Annotated in this window: 14 protein-coding genes; 10 read left to right on the top strand and 4 right to left on the bottom strand. The window is 30.7% G+C overall.

Annotated elements, in window-relative coordinates; genetic code table 11:
* Nucleotides 1-54: 54 nt before the first annotated feature.
* Both G8C43_RS03765 and G8C43_RS03760 read right to left on the bottom strand, forming a co-directional pair.
* Nucleotides 55-1335 (bottom strand): matrixin family metalloprotease, encoded by a 1281-nt coding sequence (locus G8C43_RS03765; protein ID WP_166004286.1) that lies wholly within the window; start codon nt 1333-1335, stop codon nt 55-57.
* A 96-nt stretch (nt 1336-1431) separates the two neighbouring features.
* On the bottom strand, nt 1432-2244 hold the full coding sequence (locus G8C43_RS03760; RefSeq protein WP_166004284.1) for a M12 family metallopeptidase: 813 nt from the start codon (nt 2242-2244) through the stop codon (nt 1432-1434).
* 396 nt (nt 2245-2640) lie between these two features.
* On the opposite strand from G8C43_RS03760, the gene G8C43_RS10030 reads away from it, so the two are divergent.
* The 9 genes from G8C43_RS10030 (at nt 2641) to G8C43_RS03715 (ending at nt 14394) form a co-directional block, all read left to right on the top strand.
* Entirely contained in the window at nt 2641-4971 is a 2331-nt protein-coding gene (locus G8C43_RS10030; RefSeq protein ID WP_166004282.1) for an ABC transporter permease subunit, read from the top strand.
* A gap of 23 nt (nt 4972-4994) precedes the next feature.
* On the top strand, nt 4995-5495 hold the full coding sequence (locus G8C43_RS03750) for an L-2-amino-thiazoline-4-carboxylic acid hydrolase (protein ID WP_166004280.1): 501 nt from the start codon (nt 4995-4997) through the stop codon (nt 5493-5495).
* Nucleotides 5488-6723, top strand: a complete 1236-nt coding sequence (locus G8C43_RS03745; protein WP_166004278.1) for a M20 family metallo-hydrolase — start codon at nt 5488-5490, stop codon at nt 6721-6723. Before G8C43_RS03750 ends, G8C43_RS03745 begins: the two co-directional genes overlap by 8 nt.
* Before the next feature lie 274 nt (nt 6724-6997).
* Nucleotides 6998-8911, top strand: coding sequence for a molecular chaperone DnaK (gene dnaK, locus G8C43_RS03740; RefSeq protein WP_166004276.1), 1914 nt, complete (start codon nt 6998-7000; stop codon nt 8909-8911).
* Nucleotides 8912-10114: 1203 nt separating this feature from the next.
* Entirely contained in the window at nt 10115-10726 is a 612-nt protein-coding gene (locus G8C43_RS03735; RefSeq protein WP_166004274.1) for an outer membrane beta-barrel protein, read from the top strand.
* A gap of 59 nt (nt 10727-10785) precedes the next feature.
* On the top strand, nt 10786-11430 hold the full coding sequence (locus tag G8C43_RS03730) for a hypothetical protein (RefSeq protein WP_160541995.1): 645 nt from the start codon (nt 10786-10788) through the stop codon (nt 11428-11430).
* 116 nt (nt 11431-11546) lie between these two features.
* A complete protein-coding gene (pgi, locus tag G8C43_RS03725; protein WP_166004272.1) occupies nt 11547-13196 on the top strand; it encodes a glucose-6-phosphate isomerase in 1650 nt (549 codons plus the stop codon).
* A gap of 213 nt (nt 13197-13409) precedes the next feature.
* The gene (locus G8C43_RS03720; RefSeq protein WP_185150282.1) at nt 13410-13823 is read left to right on the top strand and encodes a hypothetical protein; all 414 of its coding nucleotides are present in this window, start codon (nt 13410-13412) and stop codon (nt 13821-13823) included.
* Between the two features lie 49 nt (nt 13824-13872).
* The gene (locus tag G8C43_RS03715; RefSeq protein WP_185149979.1) at nt 13873-14394 is read left to right on the top strand and encodes a Dps family protein; all 522 of its coding nucleotides are present in this window, start codon (nt 13873-13875) and stop codon (nt 14392-14394) included.
* Between the two features lie 45 nt (nt 14395-14439).
* Here G8C43_RS03715 and G8C43_RS03710 read toward each other — a convergent pair whose 3' ends face one another.
* Both G8C43_RS03710 and G8C43_RS03705 read right to left on the bottom strand, forming a co-directional pair.
* Nucleotides 14440-15234: an SDR family NAD(P)-dependent oxidoreductase gene (locus G8C43_RS03710; protein WP_166004270.1), complete on the bottom strand. Its 795-nt coding sequence runs from the start codon at nt 15232-15234 to the stop codon at nt 14440-14442.
* Nucleotides 15235-15344: 110 nt separating this feature from the next.
* Nucleotides 15345-16205 carry an N-acetylglucosamine kinase gene (locus G8C43_RS03705; RefSeq protein WP_160541998.1) on the bottom strand — a complete coding sequence of 287 codons (861 nt, stop codon included), beginning with the start codon at nt 16203-16205 and terminating at the stop codon, nt 15345-15347.
* Between the two features lie 641 nt (nt 16206-16846).
* Here G8C43_RS03705 and G8C43_RS03700 point away from each other — a divergent pair.
* On the top strand, nt 16847-19174 hold the full coding sequence (locus tag G8C43_RS03700; RefSeq protein ID WP_166004268.1) for a glycoside hydrolase family 3 protein: 2328 nt from the start codon (nt 16847-16849) through the stop codon (nt 19172-19174).
* Nucleotides 19175-19242 lie beyond the last annotated feature (68 nt).

Below are 19242 nucleotides of genomic sequence, written 5' to 3'. Positions count from 1 at the left end.
GAGCTAAAAAAAATTTAGCTCTCTTTTTTTAACGAACAATAGTATCTGTTACTATTATCTTAAAATATAAAATGCTATGCCTTCATATCTATAGATATTAATGGGAATATAACTTTTACCTTTACCTAAAACTAACGAACCATCTTCGGATATCCATATTTTAAGTTCATTTTTGTTGGTGGTGAGCAAATGATCCGATTTCTTTTTATATGATTTGTAAAAACGATAAACCGGAATTGTATTAGGTTTTTGAGTATTGAATGCATAACCGGATATGCCTTCAAAAATCCATCCTCCTTGTCCACCGTTTTTTAATTCGTTCCAATCAAGTGTAGATAAACGATCACCGTTTAAAAAATTATAATATCTGTATATAGGATAAGATCCTTCCACTTGATTAGCATAAATTTTTCCTAATATCCCCTCAAAATGTTTATTTCCTAATTCATTATAATTTGATGTATAAAAATGCTGTCCGTTTATATTATATCTGTAGAAATTTTTTGTTTCCACATATGCATACCTGCCGGGATATTGTTCAGATATAAATCTTTTATCCATTTCGGAAAGTGCGGTATTCCAACCGCTTGACCACCCATTTAAAGTTAAAGATGCAGGAATAGAATAAAGCATGATTGATTGACTGTCAAAGGAAGAATAATTAGTTGTAGTTGAATTATATTTATTTAAAACATTACTATCAACATACGCTTGGTTCCAATAATTAGGTTCTCCGGCATAATATTCATATACTTTCTGTCTATTCCACTGAATATTAGCAGCGGGGCTTTGATGCTCATGTTGTAAACCAAGTGCATGTCCGAATTCGTGAATTATTGTCCTTGAAAACTCGTAATCAGGGGTTGAATCTGTAAACCACCCGAAATTCATGGTAGGAATACGTTGAGTAATAGATCTAGCATCAGTTCCAATATAAGACCAAGACTGACCACTATTATCAAAATTTATTTTTATATCAGCATATTGATAAGCAGGAACATATTCAAAGTTTAAATTAGCATATTTCAACCATTCACCGGCAAATTGTTTTACTTTATTCTGTAAATAAGAGTTTCCGTTTAAAAATTTAATTTTTATAGTTTGTCCTGTATTCCATTTATTAAATTTATTAATTACTCCATTAGCAATAACTTCTTGAGTTGAATCTTGGGGTTGAATAATGTCATCAGGTAAGTAAGCATCTAAACAAAAATGTTCTTTTTGAGCTGTACTTTTGTCCGGTACAATATCAGAATTTAATGAATCTTCAGTACAGGAAACCATATATACCAATAGGCTTACAATTAATAAAAATAAATACGTAAATTTTTTCATATTTAAGATTTTTTAAGGTTTTATAAATCCAGGATAAATGTTTGAGAATATTACTTTATATAAAATACTTAAAGTTATATAAAGTGATTTTAACAATTATTTACTTTTTGGATATTGCTTAGCAATAAATTTCTTGTCAGTAGAAGATAATTTATAATTGGGTTGACTATGCCAATGATTTAGGGTGAATGAAGCAGGAAATGAAATAAGCATGATAGAATGTTTATCAAATGCCGAATAATTAGTTAATGCCTTGCTGTATTTATAAAAAATTTTAAAATCCACTTGGTCCTTATTCCAATAATTAGGTGCACCTTCAAAATAAGCATATACTACCGGTTTATTCCATTTTATATTTGAAGTAGGGTTTTGATGTTCATGATGTAATCCAAGAACATGACCGAATTCATGAAGAATTGTTTTAGATAATTCATTTTCAGGAGTAAAATCCGTAAACCAACCAAAGTTCAAAGAAGGACTTTGTTGAGAAATGTATTTTGAATCGGTGCCCACATAAGACCATGATTTTCCGCTGTTATCAAAATTAATTTTAATATCGGCATATTGATCCGCAGTAACATATTTGAATGTTAAATTAGCGAATTGAAGCCATTCACTTGCATATGTTCTGACTTTATCTTGCAAATACGATGAACCATTTAAAAATTTGATTTTAATGGTATCTCCGGGATTCCATTTTTTTATAATGGTGGTTACACCATAACCGGAAACTTCTTTATCCAATTCTGAGGTCTGAAAATTATCTCCTGGTAAAAAGGCATCCACACAAAATTTTTCATTTTCTGAAGATTTGTTTTCAGGATAAATGTCTGAAGTTAATGATTCCTCATTACAAGAAACCAGAAAAGCAGATGAAAATAATAGTAAAAAAAAAGTAAAATTTTTCATAATCATAACATTTATAAATTTATCAAATATAGGAAAAAATATTTAATTTTATATTCTGAATTATAATTCAAAGTGTATATAATATTATGATTATGTGATATAATTGTATTTTTTAAATTATTATATGGTAATTATATTTGATTAACCAATTGTCTTTTATAAAATTTTAAATACTGCAAAAAGCAGAAGTTTAATAAAAATTTAATTATTTATATTTTATAAAAAAGATAAAAAAATAAGTTTATTATAATTCAAATAATAAGTAAGTTTGCCTATCAGTTTAATAGGAATTAAACTTTGTTGTTTTTTATATTGAATAAAATAATATTGCTTGTGAATAACCAATTATTTAAAATAGATCTTCGATTTTACACTTTGTTTTCTAAATATGTATACGTGCTAATCTTTCTATTTAGTACAACGATTTATCATTCACAAACTCTAAAAAAAGGCGAATTAGCGGTTGGTATTGACCTAACTTATGCTCCCTATGCCTATTTAGAAGGAATTCCCAGTGGTTTTGACCCTGACTTAATGAGATTAATAGGAGAAAAATTAAATCTTAAAGTAGTCTTTAAAGATACCAGAATAGAAAATATAATTATGGGCTTAAATGCAGGACATTATGATCTTATAGCATCTGCATTGTATATTAATCCGCAACGAGCTCAACAAGTTTCATTTTTACCCTATCTGCAAACCGGAGGTGTATTAGTTGTTAGAAAAGACGAATCCTACCGACCGATATCCTTACAAGACTTATGCGGAAAGAAAATTTCTTCCATGAAAGGGGCGGCATGGATTCCTAAATTAAATGATGTTACCAAGAATTTCTGTTTTAAGAATAATAAACAAGCAATTGAAGTTAAAGAATACCCCAGTGCTCCAGAGGCTTCACATGCGCTATTATCCAAAGGAGTGGATGTACAATATGAAGATGCGGCAGTTGCTAAAATGTTAATTGATAGATTAGGAGATAAATTGGTAATTTCTACACACGAAATGATAGATCCCGTATTAATAGGTTTAGCATTTAAAAATGAAAACATAGCCTTAAAAAATAAAATCGCACAAGTTATCCAAGAACTAAGAAAATCGGGAGAATATCAACAGTTATTGGATAAATATAATTTGGCTTATCCAAGTCAAGAATTAGTACATAAATATAAAATAGAAGAAGAATCGATTTCATCTCAAAAAAAGAATACAATTTTCAATTGGAAATATTTTAAAAATCAATTTATTAACACAGATTTTTGGAAAGCTTGTTTAACTGTAATCGAGTTAAGTACATTAACTTGGTGTATAGGAGTAGTTTTAGGCTTTTTAGTAGCATTAATGGTACAGAGTTCTCATTCATTTATAAGAACTATTTCCAAAGGTTATATTTGGTTTTTCAGGAGTTTACCTTTATTGGTATTATTAATATTTATATATAATTTACCTCAAATTTGGCCTAAAAGCTCAATAGTATTATCTAATCCCTTCATATCCGGTTTAATAGCTTTAGTTTTAAGTGAAACAGCCTATATAGCGGAAATACATAGAGGAGCATTACAAGCGATACCCAAAGGACAATATGAGGCGGGAAAAGCGCTGGGGTTATCCTACTGGGGAATCATGAGATTGATTGTTGCCCCGCAAACATTTAGGATAGCCTTACCGTCACTCGCTAATCAATACGTAACCATAGTTAAGTTAACCTCACTGGTATCGGTGATTTCCTTGACCGAAATATTGATGGTTGGACAGCAATTGTATACACGTAACTTTCTGGTTATGGAAACTCTGTTAGCAGTTGCTATTTATTACATACTAATAGTTACTTTGGTAACATGGATTATTAACAAATTTGAAGCAAAATTTGATGTCCATAAAAAAAGCACTGACATTGATAGTTCAATACAAGTTGATTTTGAAAAATTAAGAGAATATTCGAACGTAAAAAATACGAATAAGGGTTCAACCGCTTTAGAATTAAAAAATATAACAAAAACATTTGGAACAACATTGGTATTAAATAATATATGTTTAAGCGTTCCTTGGGGAAAAGTAATCAGTATTATAGGTCCATCAGGATCCGGGAAAAGTACCTTAATAAGATCCATAAACGGTTTAGAAACAATAGATGAAGGAAATATTGAAATGGGAGAAGTTTCTCTTATATCTAAAAATAAAAGTAAATTTCATAAATCAAAAAAGAAACTTCAGGAAATGAGGATAGGTATGGTTTTTCAATCGTATAATCTTTTTCCACACAAAACGGTATTAGAAAATGTAATGTTGGCTCCTTTATATCATAAAAAAAACAAAGATAAACAGCTGCTGCGTATGTATGCATTGGCAATGTTAGATAAAGTAGGTATGTTGGTTCATGCCAATAAATACCCTCACCAATTATCAGGAGGGCAGCAACAGCGGGTAGCCATAGCAAGAGCATTGGTTATACAGCCCGACATTATGTTATTTGATGAACCTACTTCCGCTTTAGATCCCGAATTAGTTCAAGAAGTATTGAAAGTTATAAAAGAATTATCTACTGAAGGCATGACTATGATAATTGTTACTCATGAAATGAAATTCGCATTTGAAGTATCAGATAGAATTGTTTTTATGGAATCAGGAAAAATTTTATACAATGAAGAACCTCAACAAATGAAAAAATCCAAGGATGAAAGATTACTAAAATTCATTGGAAATGTTGCTCCCATCGATTATACTATTTAAAATAAACATAAGTAAATACAAGTATGAAGAATCAAAAAGAAGAAATAGGTATTTTACAAAGACGAAAAATTGAAGCAGAAATAATAAAACCTATATACGATATTTTAAAAAGAGAATATGGACTTGAACAGGCAAAATCGATTATTGAAGAAGCCGTAGCTAATGCAGCCATTCAAGCCGGAAAAGATTTTGCCCAAAAAGAAGATGGGCCAACCTCAGTACAAAGTTTTGTAGCTCTCCAATATTTATGGGAAAAAGATGATGCACTTGAAACAGAAGTGGTTGTTAATAATGAGAACCAATATGATTATAACGTGAAAAGATGTCGATATGCAGAAATGTATCATGAAATGGGATTGGGCGAAATTGGATTTTTACTCTCCTGCAACAGAGATGCTAAATTTATCGAAGGATATGCTCCAAACGTAAAATTAACCCGTCCACATACTATAATGAATGGAGACGGTTATTGTGATTTTCATTATAAACTAGAAAAAGGGAAAACAGATATTTCCAATGAATGATAATTTACATATAAATTCAAAGAGACTACAAACGTGGTTAGCCGATTTTGCTACCATAGGAGGTACGCCAAATGGAGGGGTACATCGTTTAACGCTCACAGATTTAGATAAACAAGCTCGTGATTTGTTTGTATCTCTGGCGAAGAAAGCCGGGTGTTCAATAAAAATAGATGCAATGGGAAACATTTTCGCCAGACGACCCGGTGAAGATAACCGTTTGAGTCCTGTACTTATAGGTTCTCACATAGATAGTCAGCCCTTAGGAGGTAAGTACGACGGGATCTATGGGGTTTTAGCAGCCCTGGAAGTTGTTTACTCATTGAATGACCATAATATAAAGACTGATCGCCCCATAGATGTTGTAAGCTGGACCAATGAAGAAGGTTCACGTTTTGCTCCGGCCATGATAGGTTCGGCCGTTTTTTCAGGGTTAACTACTTTACAAGATGGTTGGTCGTGTAGAGATAGTGAAGGTAATACTATTAAACAAGAATTAGAAAGAATTGGATATGCTGGAAATGATAATTTTTCAAATTATAAAATCCATGCTTCACTGGAACTGCATATTGAGCAAGGTCCGATATTAGAAAACCATAATGAATTAATAGGAATAGTTACCGGAGCTTCAGGTCAAAAATGGTACGATGTTGAATTCACAGGGATGGCCTCTCATGCCGGAACAACCCCTATGGAAGTACGCCAAGATGCCTTACTAGGTCTCGCCGAGGCAGTGCTTGAAGTCAACACAATAGGAAAAAATGAAAAACCGGAGGGCAGGGCAACTGTTGGAATGGTAAAAATTACACCCAATTCAAGAAATGTAATTTCCGATAAAGCTTGGTTTTCAGTTGAATTTAGACATCCTTCAGAAAAAGGACTACAAAGGATGGATCAACAATTGTCTGAAAAAGTACATCAAATAGCTGAGAAATTAAATCTAACCTATAGCATCCGCCCTATATTATCCTTTCCTCCCTTACCTTTTGATAAAACCTGCATTGAAGTGGTACGCAAAGTAGCTCAGAATTTAAATTATCCCCATAGAACAATGGTTTCAGGAGCCGGACATGACTCGTGTAATATTTCTAAAATAGCCCCGACTTCCATGATTTTTATACCTTGTATTAAAGGAATAAGTCATAATGAAAAGGAAGAAATTAGACCGGAATGGATGAGTGCCGGTGCTAATGTTTTATTAAATGCAGTAAAACATTTATCTAAAAGATAAAGAATAAACCAATTTATAGATTAAATAGATTAAGTGGTTAAGGTAGAGTATTAAAGTTTTACCTTTTTAATTATCATTATAGATGAAATTAGATGAAATCCTAAGGTGAAGTAAAAATGCTTAGACAATATGTCAGCTTGCAAAAAATTAATTATGACAAATGTTTATATAATGCTTCATGGCATAATCATTGAAATTGCATAAGCAATTATATAAGTAATAGTAGTATTTAGTATAATTAATAACCATAAGTAATTAAAGAAAAAATATAAACATGAGTAAAATTATAGGAATTGATTTAGGAACAACGAATTCTTGTGTAGCCGTAATGGAAGGTAGCGATCCTACCGTTATTACTAATGCTGAAGGAAAAAGAACTACTCCATCCGTAGTTGCTTTTATGGAAGATGGAGAAATTAAAGTGGGGGACCCTGCTAAAAGACAAGCAGTAACCAATCCACACAATACCGTATATTCCATAAAAAGATTTATGGGTACTAGATTTTCATCAGATGCTGGTGAAATTTCAAGAGTTCCTTATAAAGTAGTAAAAGGTGATTCCGATACTCCAAGAGTAGATATTAACGGAAGATTATATACTCCGCAAGAAATTTCAGCTATGATTCTTCAAAAAATGAAGAAAACAGCAGAAGATTTCTTAGGAGAAACTGTAGATCGAGCAGTAATTACAGTTCCTGCTTATTTTAATGATGCGCAAAGACAAGCAACGAAAGAAGCAGGTGAAATTGCCGGTTTAAAAGTAGAAAGAATTATAAATGAGCCTACAGCGGCAGCCTTGGCTTACGGATTAGATAAAGCTCATAAAGACCAAAAAGTTGCAGTATATGACCTAGGAGGAGGTACTTTTGATATTTCTATTCTTGACTTAGGAGACGGAGTATTTGAAGTATTATCAACTAATGGAGATACACACTTAGGAGGAGATGATTTTGATGATGTAATAATTAATTGGTTGGCAGAAGAATTCAAATCTGCAGAAGGTGTTGATTTAAAAGCAGATCCAATTGCATTACAAAGATTGAAAGAAGCCGCTGAAAAAGCGAAAGTAGAATTATCTTCATCTACTCAAACAGAGATTAATTTACCTTATATAACCGCTACAGCTTCCGGTCCAAAACACTTGGTAAAAACGTTAACCAGAGCAAAATTTGAACAATTAGCAGCCGATCTAGTTAAAAGATCTATGGAACCTTGTAAAAAAGCATTAGAAGATGCAGGATTAAAAACTTCAGATATTGATGAAGTATTATTAGTCGGAGGTTCAACACGTATACCGGTGATCCAAGAAGAAGTTGAAAAATTTTTCGGTAAAAAACCTTCCAAAGGAGTGAATCCTGATGAAGTGGTTGCTATTGGAGCTGCAATTCAAGGAGGTGTATTAACAGGAGATGTAAAAGATGTTTTATTATTAGATGTTACTCCGCTTTCCTTAGGAATTGAAACTTACGGAGGAGTATTTACTAAATTAATTGATGCTAATACCACTATTCCAACTAAAAAATCTGAAACGTTTTCAACTGCAGCAGATAATCAACCGGCAGTTACTATTAGAGTAGGGCAAGGAGAAAGACCTATGTTCAACGATAATAAAGAAATCGGAAAATTCGATTTAGTGGATATACCACCGGCACCAAGAGGAGTTCCACAAATTGAAGTAACCTTCGATATTGATGCTAACGGTATTTTAAGCGTATCGGCTAAAGATAAAGGAACCGGAAAAGAACAATCAATAAAAATTCAAGCATCTTCCGGATTAAGTGAAGCAGAAATTGAAAAAATGAAGAAAGAAGCAGAAGCTAACGCTGAAGCAGATAAAAAGAGAAAAGAAGAAGTTGAGAAATTAAATTCTGCGGATGCAATGATTTTCCAAACAGAAAAGCAATTAAAAGAATTTGGAGAAAAATTACCGGCAGAGAAAAAACAACCAATTGAAGATGCGTTGGCAGACTTGAGAAAAGCACATGAAAGCAAAGACATTCCGGCAATTGAAACAGCAATGGAAAAAATTAATGCTGTATGGGCTTCCGCTTCAGAAGATTTATATAAATCCGGTCAAGCAGCTGAAGGAGCAAATCCGGGAGCTCAAGGCGGAGGAGAAGGATCATCAAGTGGTTCCAATCAAGGAGGAGATAATGTTGAAGATGTAGATTTCGAAGAAGTGAAATAAAAATAATACACAGTATAATTGGAAAACCTCAGAATTAAAATTCTGAGGTTTTTTTATTAGAAAATGTATATAAATCTTATTCTTATTCCAAATGAAATTTTAATTCAAGAAGATTCATTTAATTAAGCATATATACCAATCTCTATATTACTAATGAAATTATTGATATAAATAATATTTTATATACCGAACATTTTATTGATCACGTAGAAAATGTAATTTTAAAGTTCACTAATACCTTACTATTAAAATTATATCCAAGATTAAAACGTACTAAGATCCATATGCCTAGACTCATGGCATGCATATGCCTTTATTTAGTTAAATGCAAATTATTTTAATCAATAGCCTTATAATTAATGAATCATTAGAAATGTTAGATTAAATTATAGATTTATTTAATAAGCCAAATAAAAAATATATAAAAAAACAAAATTTATGAGTCTCAACGTGCTTAACTATTACTTATATTTATGAACGAATAGGTTTAGATTAAACTGATAGTTCACATAGCAGTTACGTGAATTGAATGCTAATTTGTGTTATCTAACTAATAATATGGTATGTTATTTTAGCTTATTGTACGTTTAAAAAAATTGAATAGTTATAAGATTGTATATAATTTCGAAAGAATTCTTAAAAATTAATGATTATAAAATAAACTGATAGTAAATAAAAGGTATGAGAAGTTAAGAATATAAATTATCAAAGTAATTAAAACCTGTTTATTATTAAATCAATCAAATAAATAAAAAAAAATGTTAAAATTTGAATTTGATATATAATCAATGAATAAGGTGGTAGTATTTGTTAAAAAAATTAATTTGAATTTTTATTTATTAATATTTTTAATTAAAAAATTAAGATTTTTTTAAAAGAAATCATAAAATTTGCATGAAAAAAAAAATAAATTAAGTATCAAATTACTTTATAAGTGAGTATTTATTTATATTTGCATGCTAAATTTAGATATCGTTTATAAAAATATAACCGAATAATTATGCAAAGTTAATTTATTTGTATATTGATCCGACATAAATCAATAGAAAAAAAGATGTTATTTTAACATAATATTAACTTTGGCACGGTATTTAGTATAATTTTAACACGAAATTAGATAAATTTAGATTCTACTACGTTTTAAGTGGAAGAATGAAAATTAAATAAATTTTTGAATTAAATTATTTTACAAAAAAGAAAATTATGAAAAAGTTAGTGTTGTTTGCAGCAGTAGTTTTTGGATTATCAACTATGAATGCACAAAAAAACAGTATTTTATTAGGAGGTAATGTAGGTTACAATCATACCGAAAACAAAACTGGAGGAACTTCAGGAAAACAAAAATTGGACACTTACGAATGGGCTCCTTATTTAGGATATCAATTTACTGATAATTTAACTATTGGTGCAAAAGTAGCTTTTACAAAAGCGGATTTAGATAGTGAAACACTTAAAGCATTACAACTACTTGATGGAGATACTAAAACTTCAAGAATCGGAGGTTTTATACGTTACTCACAACCATTAAGTGAAACCTTTGCAGTTTATGCTGATTTAGGTGCAGGTTGGCAAGAGCAAAAAACCAAAGGACACAATGCTATATCAAAATTTGAAGATAAATCAAATGGATTTTACATCGGATTCAACCCGGCATTATTCATTAACTTCAAAAATAATTTTGGATTGAACTTTAGCATTGGTGGAGTTGAGTACAACCACTTAAAACAAAAAGGAACTAAATACAAATCAAACGGGGTTGATATAACTTTTGGAAATGCTTTCAATATTGGTATTTCTAAAAACTTTTCTCTATAATTAAATAATTATAGAAAATTATTTAATGCAAGTTATCTAACTAATTAAAAAGAAAAAGCATGAAAAAAATTATAATAGCAACCCTTACTCTTTTTAGCGTGTTGTCAGCTCAAGCTCAAAAGAATTCTATCCTTTTGGGTACAGATTTTAGCTTTAAAAGAGTAACAGGTTTTGATAACGAAAAAACCAATAATGTAACATTTACTCCCATAATTGCTTATGAAGTAGCTGAAAATTGGTTTGTAGGGGCTAAAACCAGTTTATCTTATGATAAACATACCTACAATGATGGAAATCATATTACAAAAATCCAAGATAAATCATACGAAAGTAGAATTGGTGGATTTGTTCGTTATTATAAACCTTTTAATGAAACTTTTGGTATATATGCAGATTTAGGGGCCGGATATCAACAATATCGTTCTGATAGCAGATTAGCTCCAAAAAATGCAATTTATAATGAGTCTGAAATGATCCTGGCTAATAGAGTTAGAGGTTATGGATATTACATCGATTTTGCCCCAGCTTTATTTATAAACTTTAAAAATAATTTTGGTTTAAATGTTTCTTTTGGAGGAGTTGAATGGAGCGACACAAAAGAAAACGTGAAATTTGATTATAAAAATTATAACAAAAGCAAAGATTTTGACTTAACTTTTGGAAAATCAATTCACGTAGGTGTTACTAAAAAATTCAGTTTTTAATTTTATAAATTAAAAAAAATAATATAAAAACCTCTGATTTATTTCAGAGGTTTTTTTGTTGATTACATGTGATAAATAAGTAAATTTGCTAGTATTTACTAATTAATAAAAGTATTATGGCATTATCTAAGATTAATCCAACAGAAACCCGCGCATGGCAATTATTAAAAGAACATTACGACCAAATAAAAGATAAACACCTTCGTCAATGGTTTAAAGAAGATCCTCAAAGATTTGATAAATTTTCAATACAATTTAATGATATTCTTTTTGATTATTCTAAAAACAGAATAGAAGAAAAAACATTGAAATTATTAATTCAACTGGCTGAGGAAACCCAAGTTAAAGAAGCTATTGAAAAGCAGTTTAGTGGCGATAAAATTAATGAGACAGAAAATAGAGCAGTTTTACACACAGCATTAAGAAATCGAAAAAATACACCGGTTATAGTTGATGGAGAAGATGTAATGCCTAAGATAAACAAAGTCCTTTCGCAAATGCAAAAATTTTCTGAATCAGTAATTTCGGGCGAATGGAAAGGATATTCAGGAAAAGCAATTACTGATGTGGTTAATATTGGTATTGGTGGTTCTGACTTAGGACCTTTAATGGTTGTAGAAGGGCTAAAATATTATAAAACCAGACTCAATTTACATTTTGTATCCAATATTGATGGAACTCACATAGTAGAAACATTGAAACCGTTAAATCCGGAAACAACAATGTTTATTGTGGCATCTAAAACATTTACTACTCAAGAAACTATGACCAATGCTCAAACAGCAAAGGATTGGTTTTTAAAATCAGCAAAATTAGAATCTGAAGTAGCTAAACATTTTGTCGCCCTATCAACCAATCAAGAAGCCGTAACAAAATTTGGAATCAACCAAGACAATATGTTTGAATTTTGGGATTGGGTAGGTGGAAGATATTCTATTTGGTCAGCTATTGGACTGAGCATATGTTTAGCTGTCGGATATGACAATTTTACCGAATTATTAGAAGGAGGAAATGAAATTGATTTACATTTTAGAAATACGGAACTAAATAAAAACATACCGGTAATTTTAGCCCTATTAGGTATTTGGTATAATAACTTTTTTGGCGCGGAAGATGTTGCTTTACTTCCCTATGAACAATATTTACACCGGTTTGCAGCCTATTTTCAACAAGGAGATATGGAATCCAATGGTAAATATATAGACCGAAGCGGTAAAAAAGTTGATTATCAGACCGGACCAATAATTTTCGGAGAACCGGGAACCAATGGACAACATGCATTTTATCAATTGATACATCAAGGAACAAAACTTATTCCTTGTGATTTTTTTGCAGGTGCCCAAACACTAAATAAAGTCTCAGATCATCATGAAAAACTTATATCCAACTTTTTCGCTCAAACAGAAGCTTTAGCTTTTGGTAAAACAGAAGAAGTAGTTTATAAAGAATTAAAAGATCAGGGAAAAAATGAAGAGGAAATTAATAAATTAAAACCATATAAAATATTTGAAGGAAATCGTCCAACCAATTCCTTTTTGTATAAAATTCTAACACCTAAATTACTAGGAAAATTAATTGCTATATATGAGCAAAAAATATTTGTACAAGGAGTTATCTGGAATATTTTCAGTTTCGATCAATGGGGCGTAGAATTAGGCAAACAATTGGCTAACAAAGTGCTGCCTGAATTATCAGGAGATCAAGAAATAACCACACATGATTCATCAACTAATGGGCTGATAAATGCCTATAAAAAAATGAGATAATTTTATATCTGTTTAAATAAAAAAAAGATCGTCTCATCAGACGATCTTTTTTTATTCATAAAATTCAAAAGTTTACAGTTTACTATAAAAAACAAATTACAGCTTTATCATAGGATTTTAAAATAATATAGAGTTAAACGCTTTAGGTCTGATATTTGCATTTTATAAGTACAAATCAAATATTAATAAATAGAAGACTAAAAATTTAAAATTATGATCAAAGAACAAAACGTAGTGAAAAGCACTTACAACGACTCTTCAAAAAACAAAAAATTAGGTAAATTTTTTGGTGAAATTTTTTCATATAACAGCAGTTTAAAACTATATCATTGGCAAGTAACCGGCAAAGGAAGTTATGCAACACATATTGCTTTAGATCAGGCTATTGATTCAGTTTTAGATGTAATTGACCGCTTGGTTGAAACAGCCTATGCTCAATTTGGAGATATTGAAGTAACTATCAAAGAAACTCCTACGCCTAAAGATATTATTAAACATTGTGAGAATTTTTATCTGTTACTACAAGACGGTAGAGAATTATTTGTTGATGACTATGCATTATCCATTTTTGATGATTATCAAGAAGCCATTCAACAATTATTGTTTAGATTGAAAAGGTTACAATAATCAATTATTTATTATAGAGTACGAAAAACCTATATAACATAAATTTATTTTGAAAACAAAAACCAAAAAACCTGTGTCTGAAAAAGTAAGGCACATAGAAGCCAACATAGGGCTTAGTGAAGAAAATAAACAATTAGTGTCCGATGCACTAAACAGATTGTTAGCCAATGAATATTTTCTTTATACGAAAACCAGAAAATTTCATTGGAATGTAGAAGGTCCACATTTCAGATCTATACATTTATTATTAGAAGAGCAATATAAAGAAATTGCGGAAATTATTGACGAAGTGGCAGAAAGGATAAGGAAATTAGGTCATTATGCGCTGGGATCATTTAAACAATTCAGTGCAGTGGTAGACTTACTGGAACATGACGGGGAAGAAGTAGATGACGAAAAGACTATATTGGTAGAATTATGTCAGGATCATGAAACGATCATCCGTTTGATCCGAGCAGAATTCATACCAACTGCTGACAAAAATAAAGATGATGGAACCAGTGATTTTTTAACCGGAGTTATGGAACAGCACGAATCTATGGCATGGATGCTACGTGCTTCAGCTAAATAATTATAAATTGAGTACAAAAAACCTCTTTTAAAGAGGTTTTTTTTGTTATAAACCCGAATATTTAGCTATAATTTTTTCAAACCACAATTGTGGAATTATGGTTTTAACCCAAATAGATAATTTTTGGATAGTTGTACCAAAATAATAATGGGGTTTTAATTTATTTTTTTGAGTAAATAATTTTTCAATAAAGGGAGCAATAGTTTCGGGGGCTAGACCATTTGAAACATCCGCATTCATATGATCATATACCTTATCAAAAACTTTAACATAGTCAACCGAAATATCACTTTTAATCCTATGAGCTGCTATATCTGTTCGTATATCACCTAAATTTACTGTACAAACTTCAATACCCGAATTTTTTAATTCATAACGTAACGATTCTGTAATCATGTCTAATGCAGATTTAGAACCGGAGTAAAAACCTCTGAATGGTAAACCCATTTCACTTCCAATCGATGATATATTAAAAATTTTACCTTTATTACTTTTACGCATAATTGGTAAAACCTTTGAAATCAGATAAGAGGGTGCTACAATATTTAGGGTAAATAAATCTATAATTTCATTTTTTTTAGCGTTTTCAACAGGCCCGACCATACCTTTTCCTGCATTATTGATTAACAGATCAATGGTTGAATTTTTAGCAAGAATTTGATCTAATGCATCATCAACTTCTTTTTCATTAGTTATATCAGTTGGAATAGTAGTAAATTTAGCATTTTTAGGTATTGAACGACTCAAACCGTATACGTTGTAACCCTTCTGAAATAAATAATTTCCCAATGCCAATCCCACGCCGGATGAGGTTCCTGTAATTATAATTGTTTTAGACATTTTTATAGTTTAATACTAAACAAAAATAAAATTAATTTTAAAATCTAGCTACCCAAAAAGAAAAAAGGAATGACATACTCATTCCTTTTAAACCAATTAAAATTCAAATTTTAAGTAAGTCTATGAGTACAGATATAGTCAATCAGACCATCAATAGGTCTTCGTAAAGCTATACCTAATTTCATTCCATTTTCAGATAATTTTTTCTCTAATTCATCTTTCAAATAAAAACCGATAGAACCATTAAAATTGATTGGGACTTGAGTACAATTATCGTATTGTTTTATATATAAATCGATAAAGGTTTGAATTTGTTTATCAATGATTTGCTGGATAAATTCATGATCTTTGTTTTGAATAATAAATTTAGCAAATGTGGCTAGATATGCATTGGGATTAGGTTTTTTGTATAGATTTTCTTTTATAAAATCTATATCCATATTATATTCTTTCGACAATTTTATTGATAATTCATGAGGAAGAGTTTTGAAATTATAGGCACGAATCAAATCTGCTCCTAATTTATTACCGCTGCAATCATCCATTAAAAGATATCCTAGAGATAAAACTTTTTGATGTAAAAGTTCACCGTCATAATAACTGCAATTGGATCCGGTACCTAAGATACATACTATGGCTTGAGTTCCCGGAGGCGTGGTTGCATAAACGGCTCCATAGGTATCTTCTTCAACCACAATTTCTTCAGCATTAGGAAAAGATTCTGTTAAAGCATTTCTTACAATATCTTTCATATTATCAGTTCCACATCCTGCCCCATAAAAAAATATTTTTTTTACAGCGGGTTTATTTTGGTAAATGTCAAAACGTTCATTTAATCTTTTGATCATTTCCTCTTTATTTATGGCTTCGGGACTTAAACCTTTAGTTTGTGTTGAGAATATACGATTGCCATTATTATCAATGGCTATCCAATCGGCTTTAGTAGCACCTGAATCTGCTAGAAGAATCATATTTTTTGTTTTTAATTTTAGTTATGTTTCAAAAGTACAAAATAAAAATATTTATAATAAAAATAAATATTCAATAAATGTTGGTAAAATTATCTTATTAGTAATGGTTAAAGTGTTCAATTTATTACAACTGATAAATATATATACTAATGTTTGAAATAGTTTAACTATCTCTTTACAGACTAAAATTAATAAAAGATATCATTGAAACAGTAAATATTTATCAATAGTTGATTTAAATCATACGATTAGGTATAAAAAATAAAATAAATTTAATTTTATATGTATTAAATTTATGGATACCCTGTTCAGTCATTAAAATAAAGAGAAATTAAAATTTTGTTAAAAAATTAACATTTACTTCAAATAAGTAAATGAAATGGTAAGGTTTCCAAGGATCAAAAACACCATTTTAACCTTAATATTAGATAAAATTAGTCATTTCTAAATATGATATTAATCAATTACAATATTGTTAATTATATGATAATGATATATTTAAATGTATAATTATTTAAGGTGAGCTTACGTCTCTTTGATAATTTATACTATAATAGGATATTTAATTTATATTTGTATAAACACGTTAAACTTACATGTTTATAGTAATTTTTATAAAAAATAAATTAAAAACTACATATATGAGAAGAAAGATTTTTACTACTTTAACAATCTTGTCTCTTTTTTTTTCAAAAGCGCAGCAAAAAGAATTTATTTTAATCGATAATGGAAATGGAGTCAATTTAGGATATTCCCCATTATCAGGTGTAAAAATTATAACTGTTGACGGTTTGAAATTCAAAGACCTTAATAGAAACGGAAAACTTGATAAATATGAAGATTGGAGATTATCCGCAGATGAAAGGGCTAAAGATTTAGTTCAAAAAATGTCCTTGGAACAGATCGCAGGATTAATGCTTTATAGTAATCATCAAGCTATACCTTCAAACGATAGTGGATTTGCATCTGGAACCTATAATGGAAAAATCTTTTCTGCCAGTGGAGCACAACCTTGGGAACTATCAGACGCACAGAAAAAATTTCTGCAAAAGGATAATTTAAGACATATATTAATAACTTCGGTTCAAAGCCCTGAAGTTGCAGCACGATGGAATAATCAAATGCAAGCATACGTGGAGGGGTTGGGATTAGGAATTCCGGGAAATACAAGTTCAGATCCCCGACATTCTGACCAAGTTACCGGAAATATAAAATCTGAATTTAATGCAGGAGCAGGAGGCGCCATATCACTTTGGCCGGATGGGTTAGGCTTAGGAGCAACATTTGATCCGTCACTTGTACAAAAATTTGGTAATATAGCTGCACAAGAATATAGAGCTTTAGGAATAACTACAGCTTTATCTCCTCAAATAGATTTAGGTACAGAACCCCGATGGTATAGAATCTACATGACATTTGGAGAAAGCCCGGAACTAACTACAGATATGGCCAGGGCCTATATAGATGGTTTCCAAACTTCTTTTGGTAAAGATGAAATTGCAGACGGATGGGGATATAAAAGTGTTAATACAATGGTTAAACACTGGCCGGGTGGAGGACCGGAAGAGGGCGGAAGAGATGCGCATTGGGCGTTTGGAAAATATGCGGTATATCCCGGAAATAATTTTGATACACACATGAGCCCTTTTGTTAACGGAGCCTTTAAACTCAATGGAAAAACTTCCAAAGCTTCAGCAGTTATGCCTTATTACACCATTTCATATAATCAATCAAAAGACGGAAGTAATTATGCAAATGGCTTCAATAAATATATCATTACCGATTTACTTAGAGATAAATTTGGGTATGATGGGGTATTATGTACAGATTGGCTGATAACAGCCAATGAGGGTAAAACTCCGGATGAATTTAAAGGTAAGCCTTGGGGAGTGGAAAATAAAACGATAGCTCAAAGACATTATATTGCCTTAATGGCCGGAATGGATCAATTTGGAGGCAACAATATTATGCAACCCATATTAGAAGCCTACAAAATGGGAGTAAAGGAATACGGGAATAAATATATGAGAAATCGTTTTGAGCAATCAGGAATTCGATTATTAAAAAATATTTTCAGGCTGGGATTGTTTGAAAATCCGTATTTAAACGTTGAGCAAAGCGTTAAAACAGTTGGAAATCCTGAATTTATGCAAGCGGGTTATGAAGCACAAATAAAATCAGTGGTATTGCTTAAAAATAAAAAACATATACTACCTATAAAAGATAAAAAAACGGTATATATACCAAAAAACTATCAACCTTCCATAAAAGATTGGTGGGGAAAATGGTCTGAACCAAAATTAGATTATTCGGTTAATATCGAGTTAGTTAAGAAATATTATCATGTTACAGAAGATCCTGAAAAAGCAGATTTTTCCATAGTCTTTGTTTCAAGCCCTCAAACTAACAACGATGGAGGGGGATATGATATAGCCGATAGAAATAATGGAGGGAATGGATACGTTCCCATCTCCTTACAATATAACAGCTATACAGCTACAAATGCGCGTGAGCACAGTATAGCCGCAGGAGACCCCGTAATAGACCCTTCAATTAAAGATCGAAGTTATAAAGATAAAACAGTGACCGTTTCCAATTCATCCGATCTATCTACCATATTAACTACTAAAAGTCAAATGGGAAATAAACCGGTCATAGTAGTAGTAAATATCAATCGTCCTATGATTTTTAATGAATTTGAATCTAGAGTGGATGGGATAATAGCAAGATTTGGAATTGGAGAACAAGCCATAATGGATATTATTTCCGGGAAATACGAACCCTCCGGATTATTACCCCTTCAAATGCCTGCAAATATGAACACGGTTGAAAAACAGAAAGAAGATATTCCTTTTGATATGGAATGTCATCAAGACAGCGAAGGGAATGTCTATAATTTTGGTTTTGGTTTAGATTGGAAAGGTGTTATCAAAGATTCTAGGACCGCAAAATACGGTATAAAAAAATAAATATAAGTTTTGATTAATGATATGCTATAAATAAAAAAACAAAATTATAATGATATAAAATATAAAGT

This window comes from Apibacter sp. B2966, from assembly GCF_011082485.1.
Taxonomy (GTDB): domain Bacteria; phylum Bacteroidota; class Bacteroidia; order Flavobacteriales; family Weeksellaceae; genus Apibacter.
The sequence above is the reverse complement of the archived record's forward strand: the minus strand, read 5'-3'. Positions and strand labels throughout refer to the sequence as shown.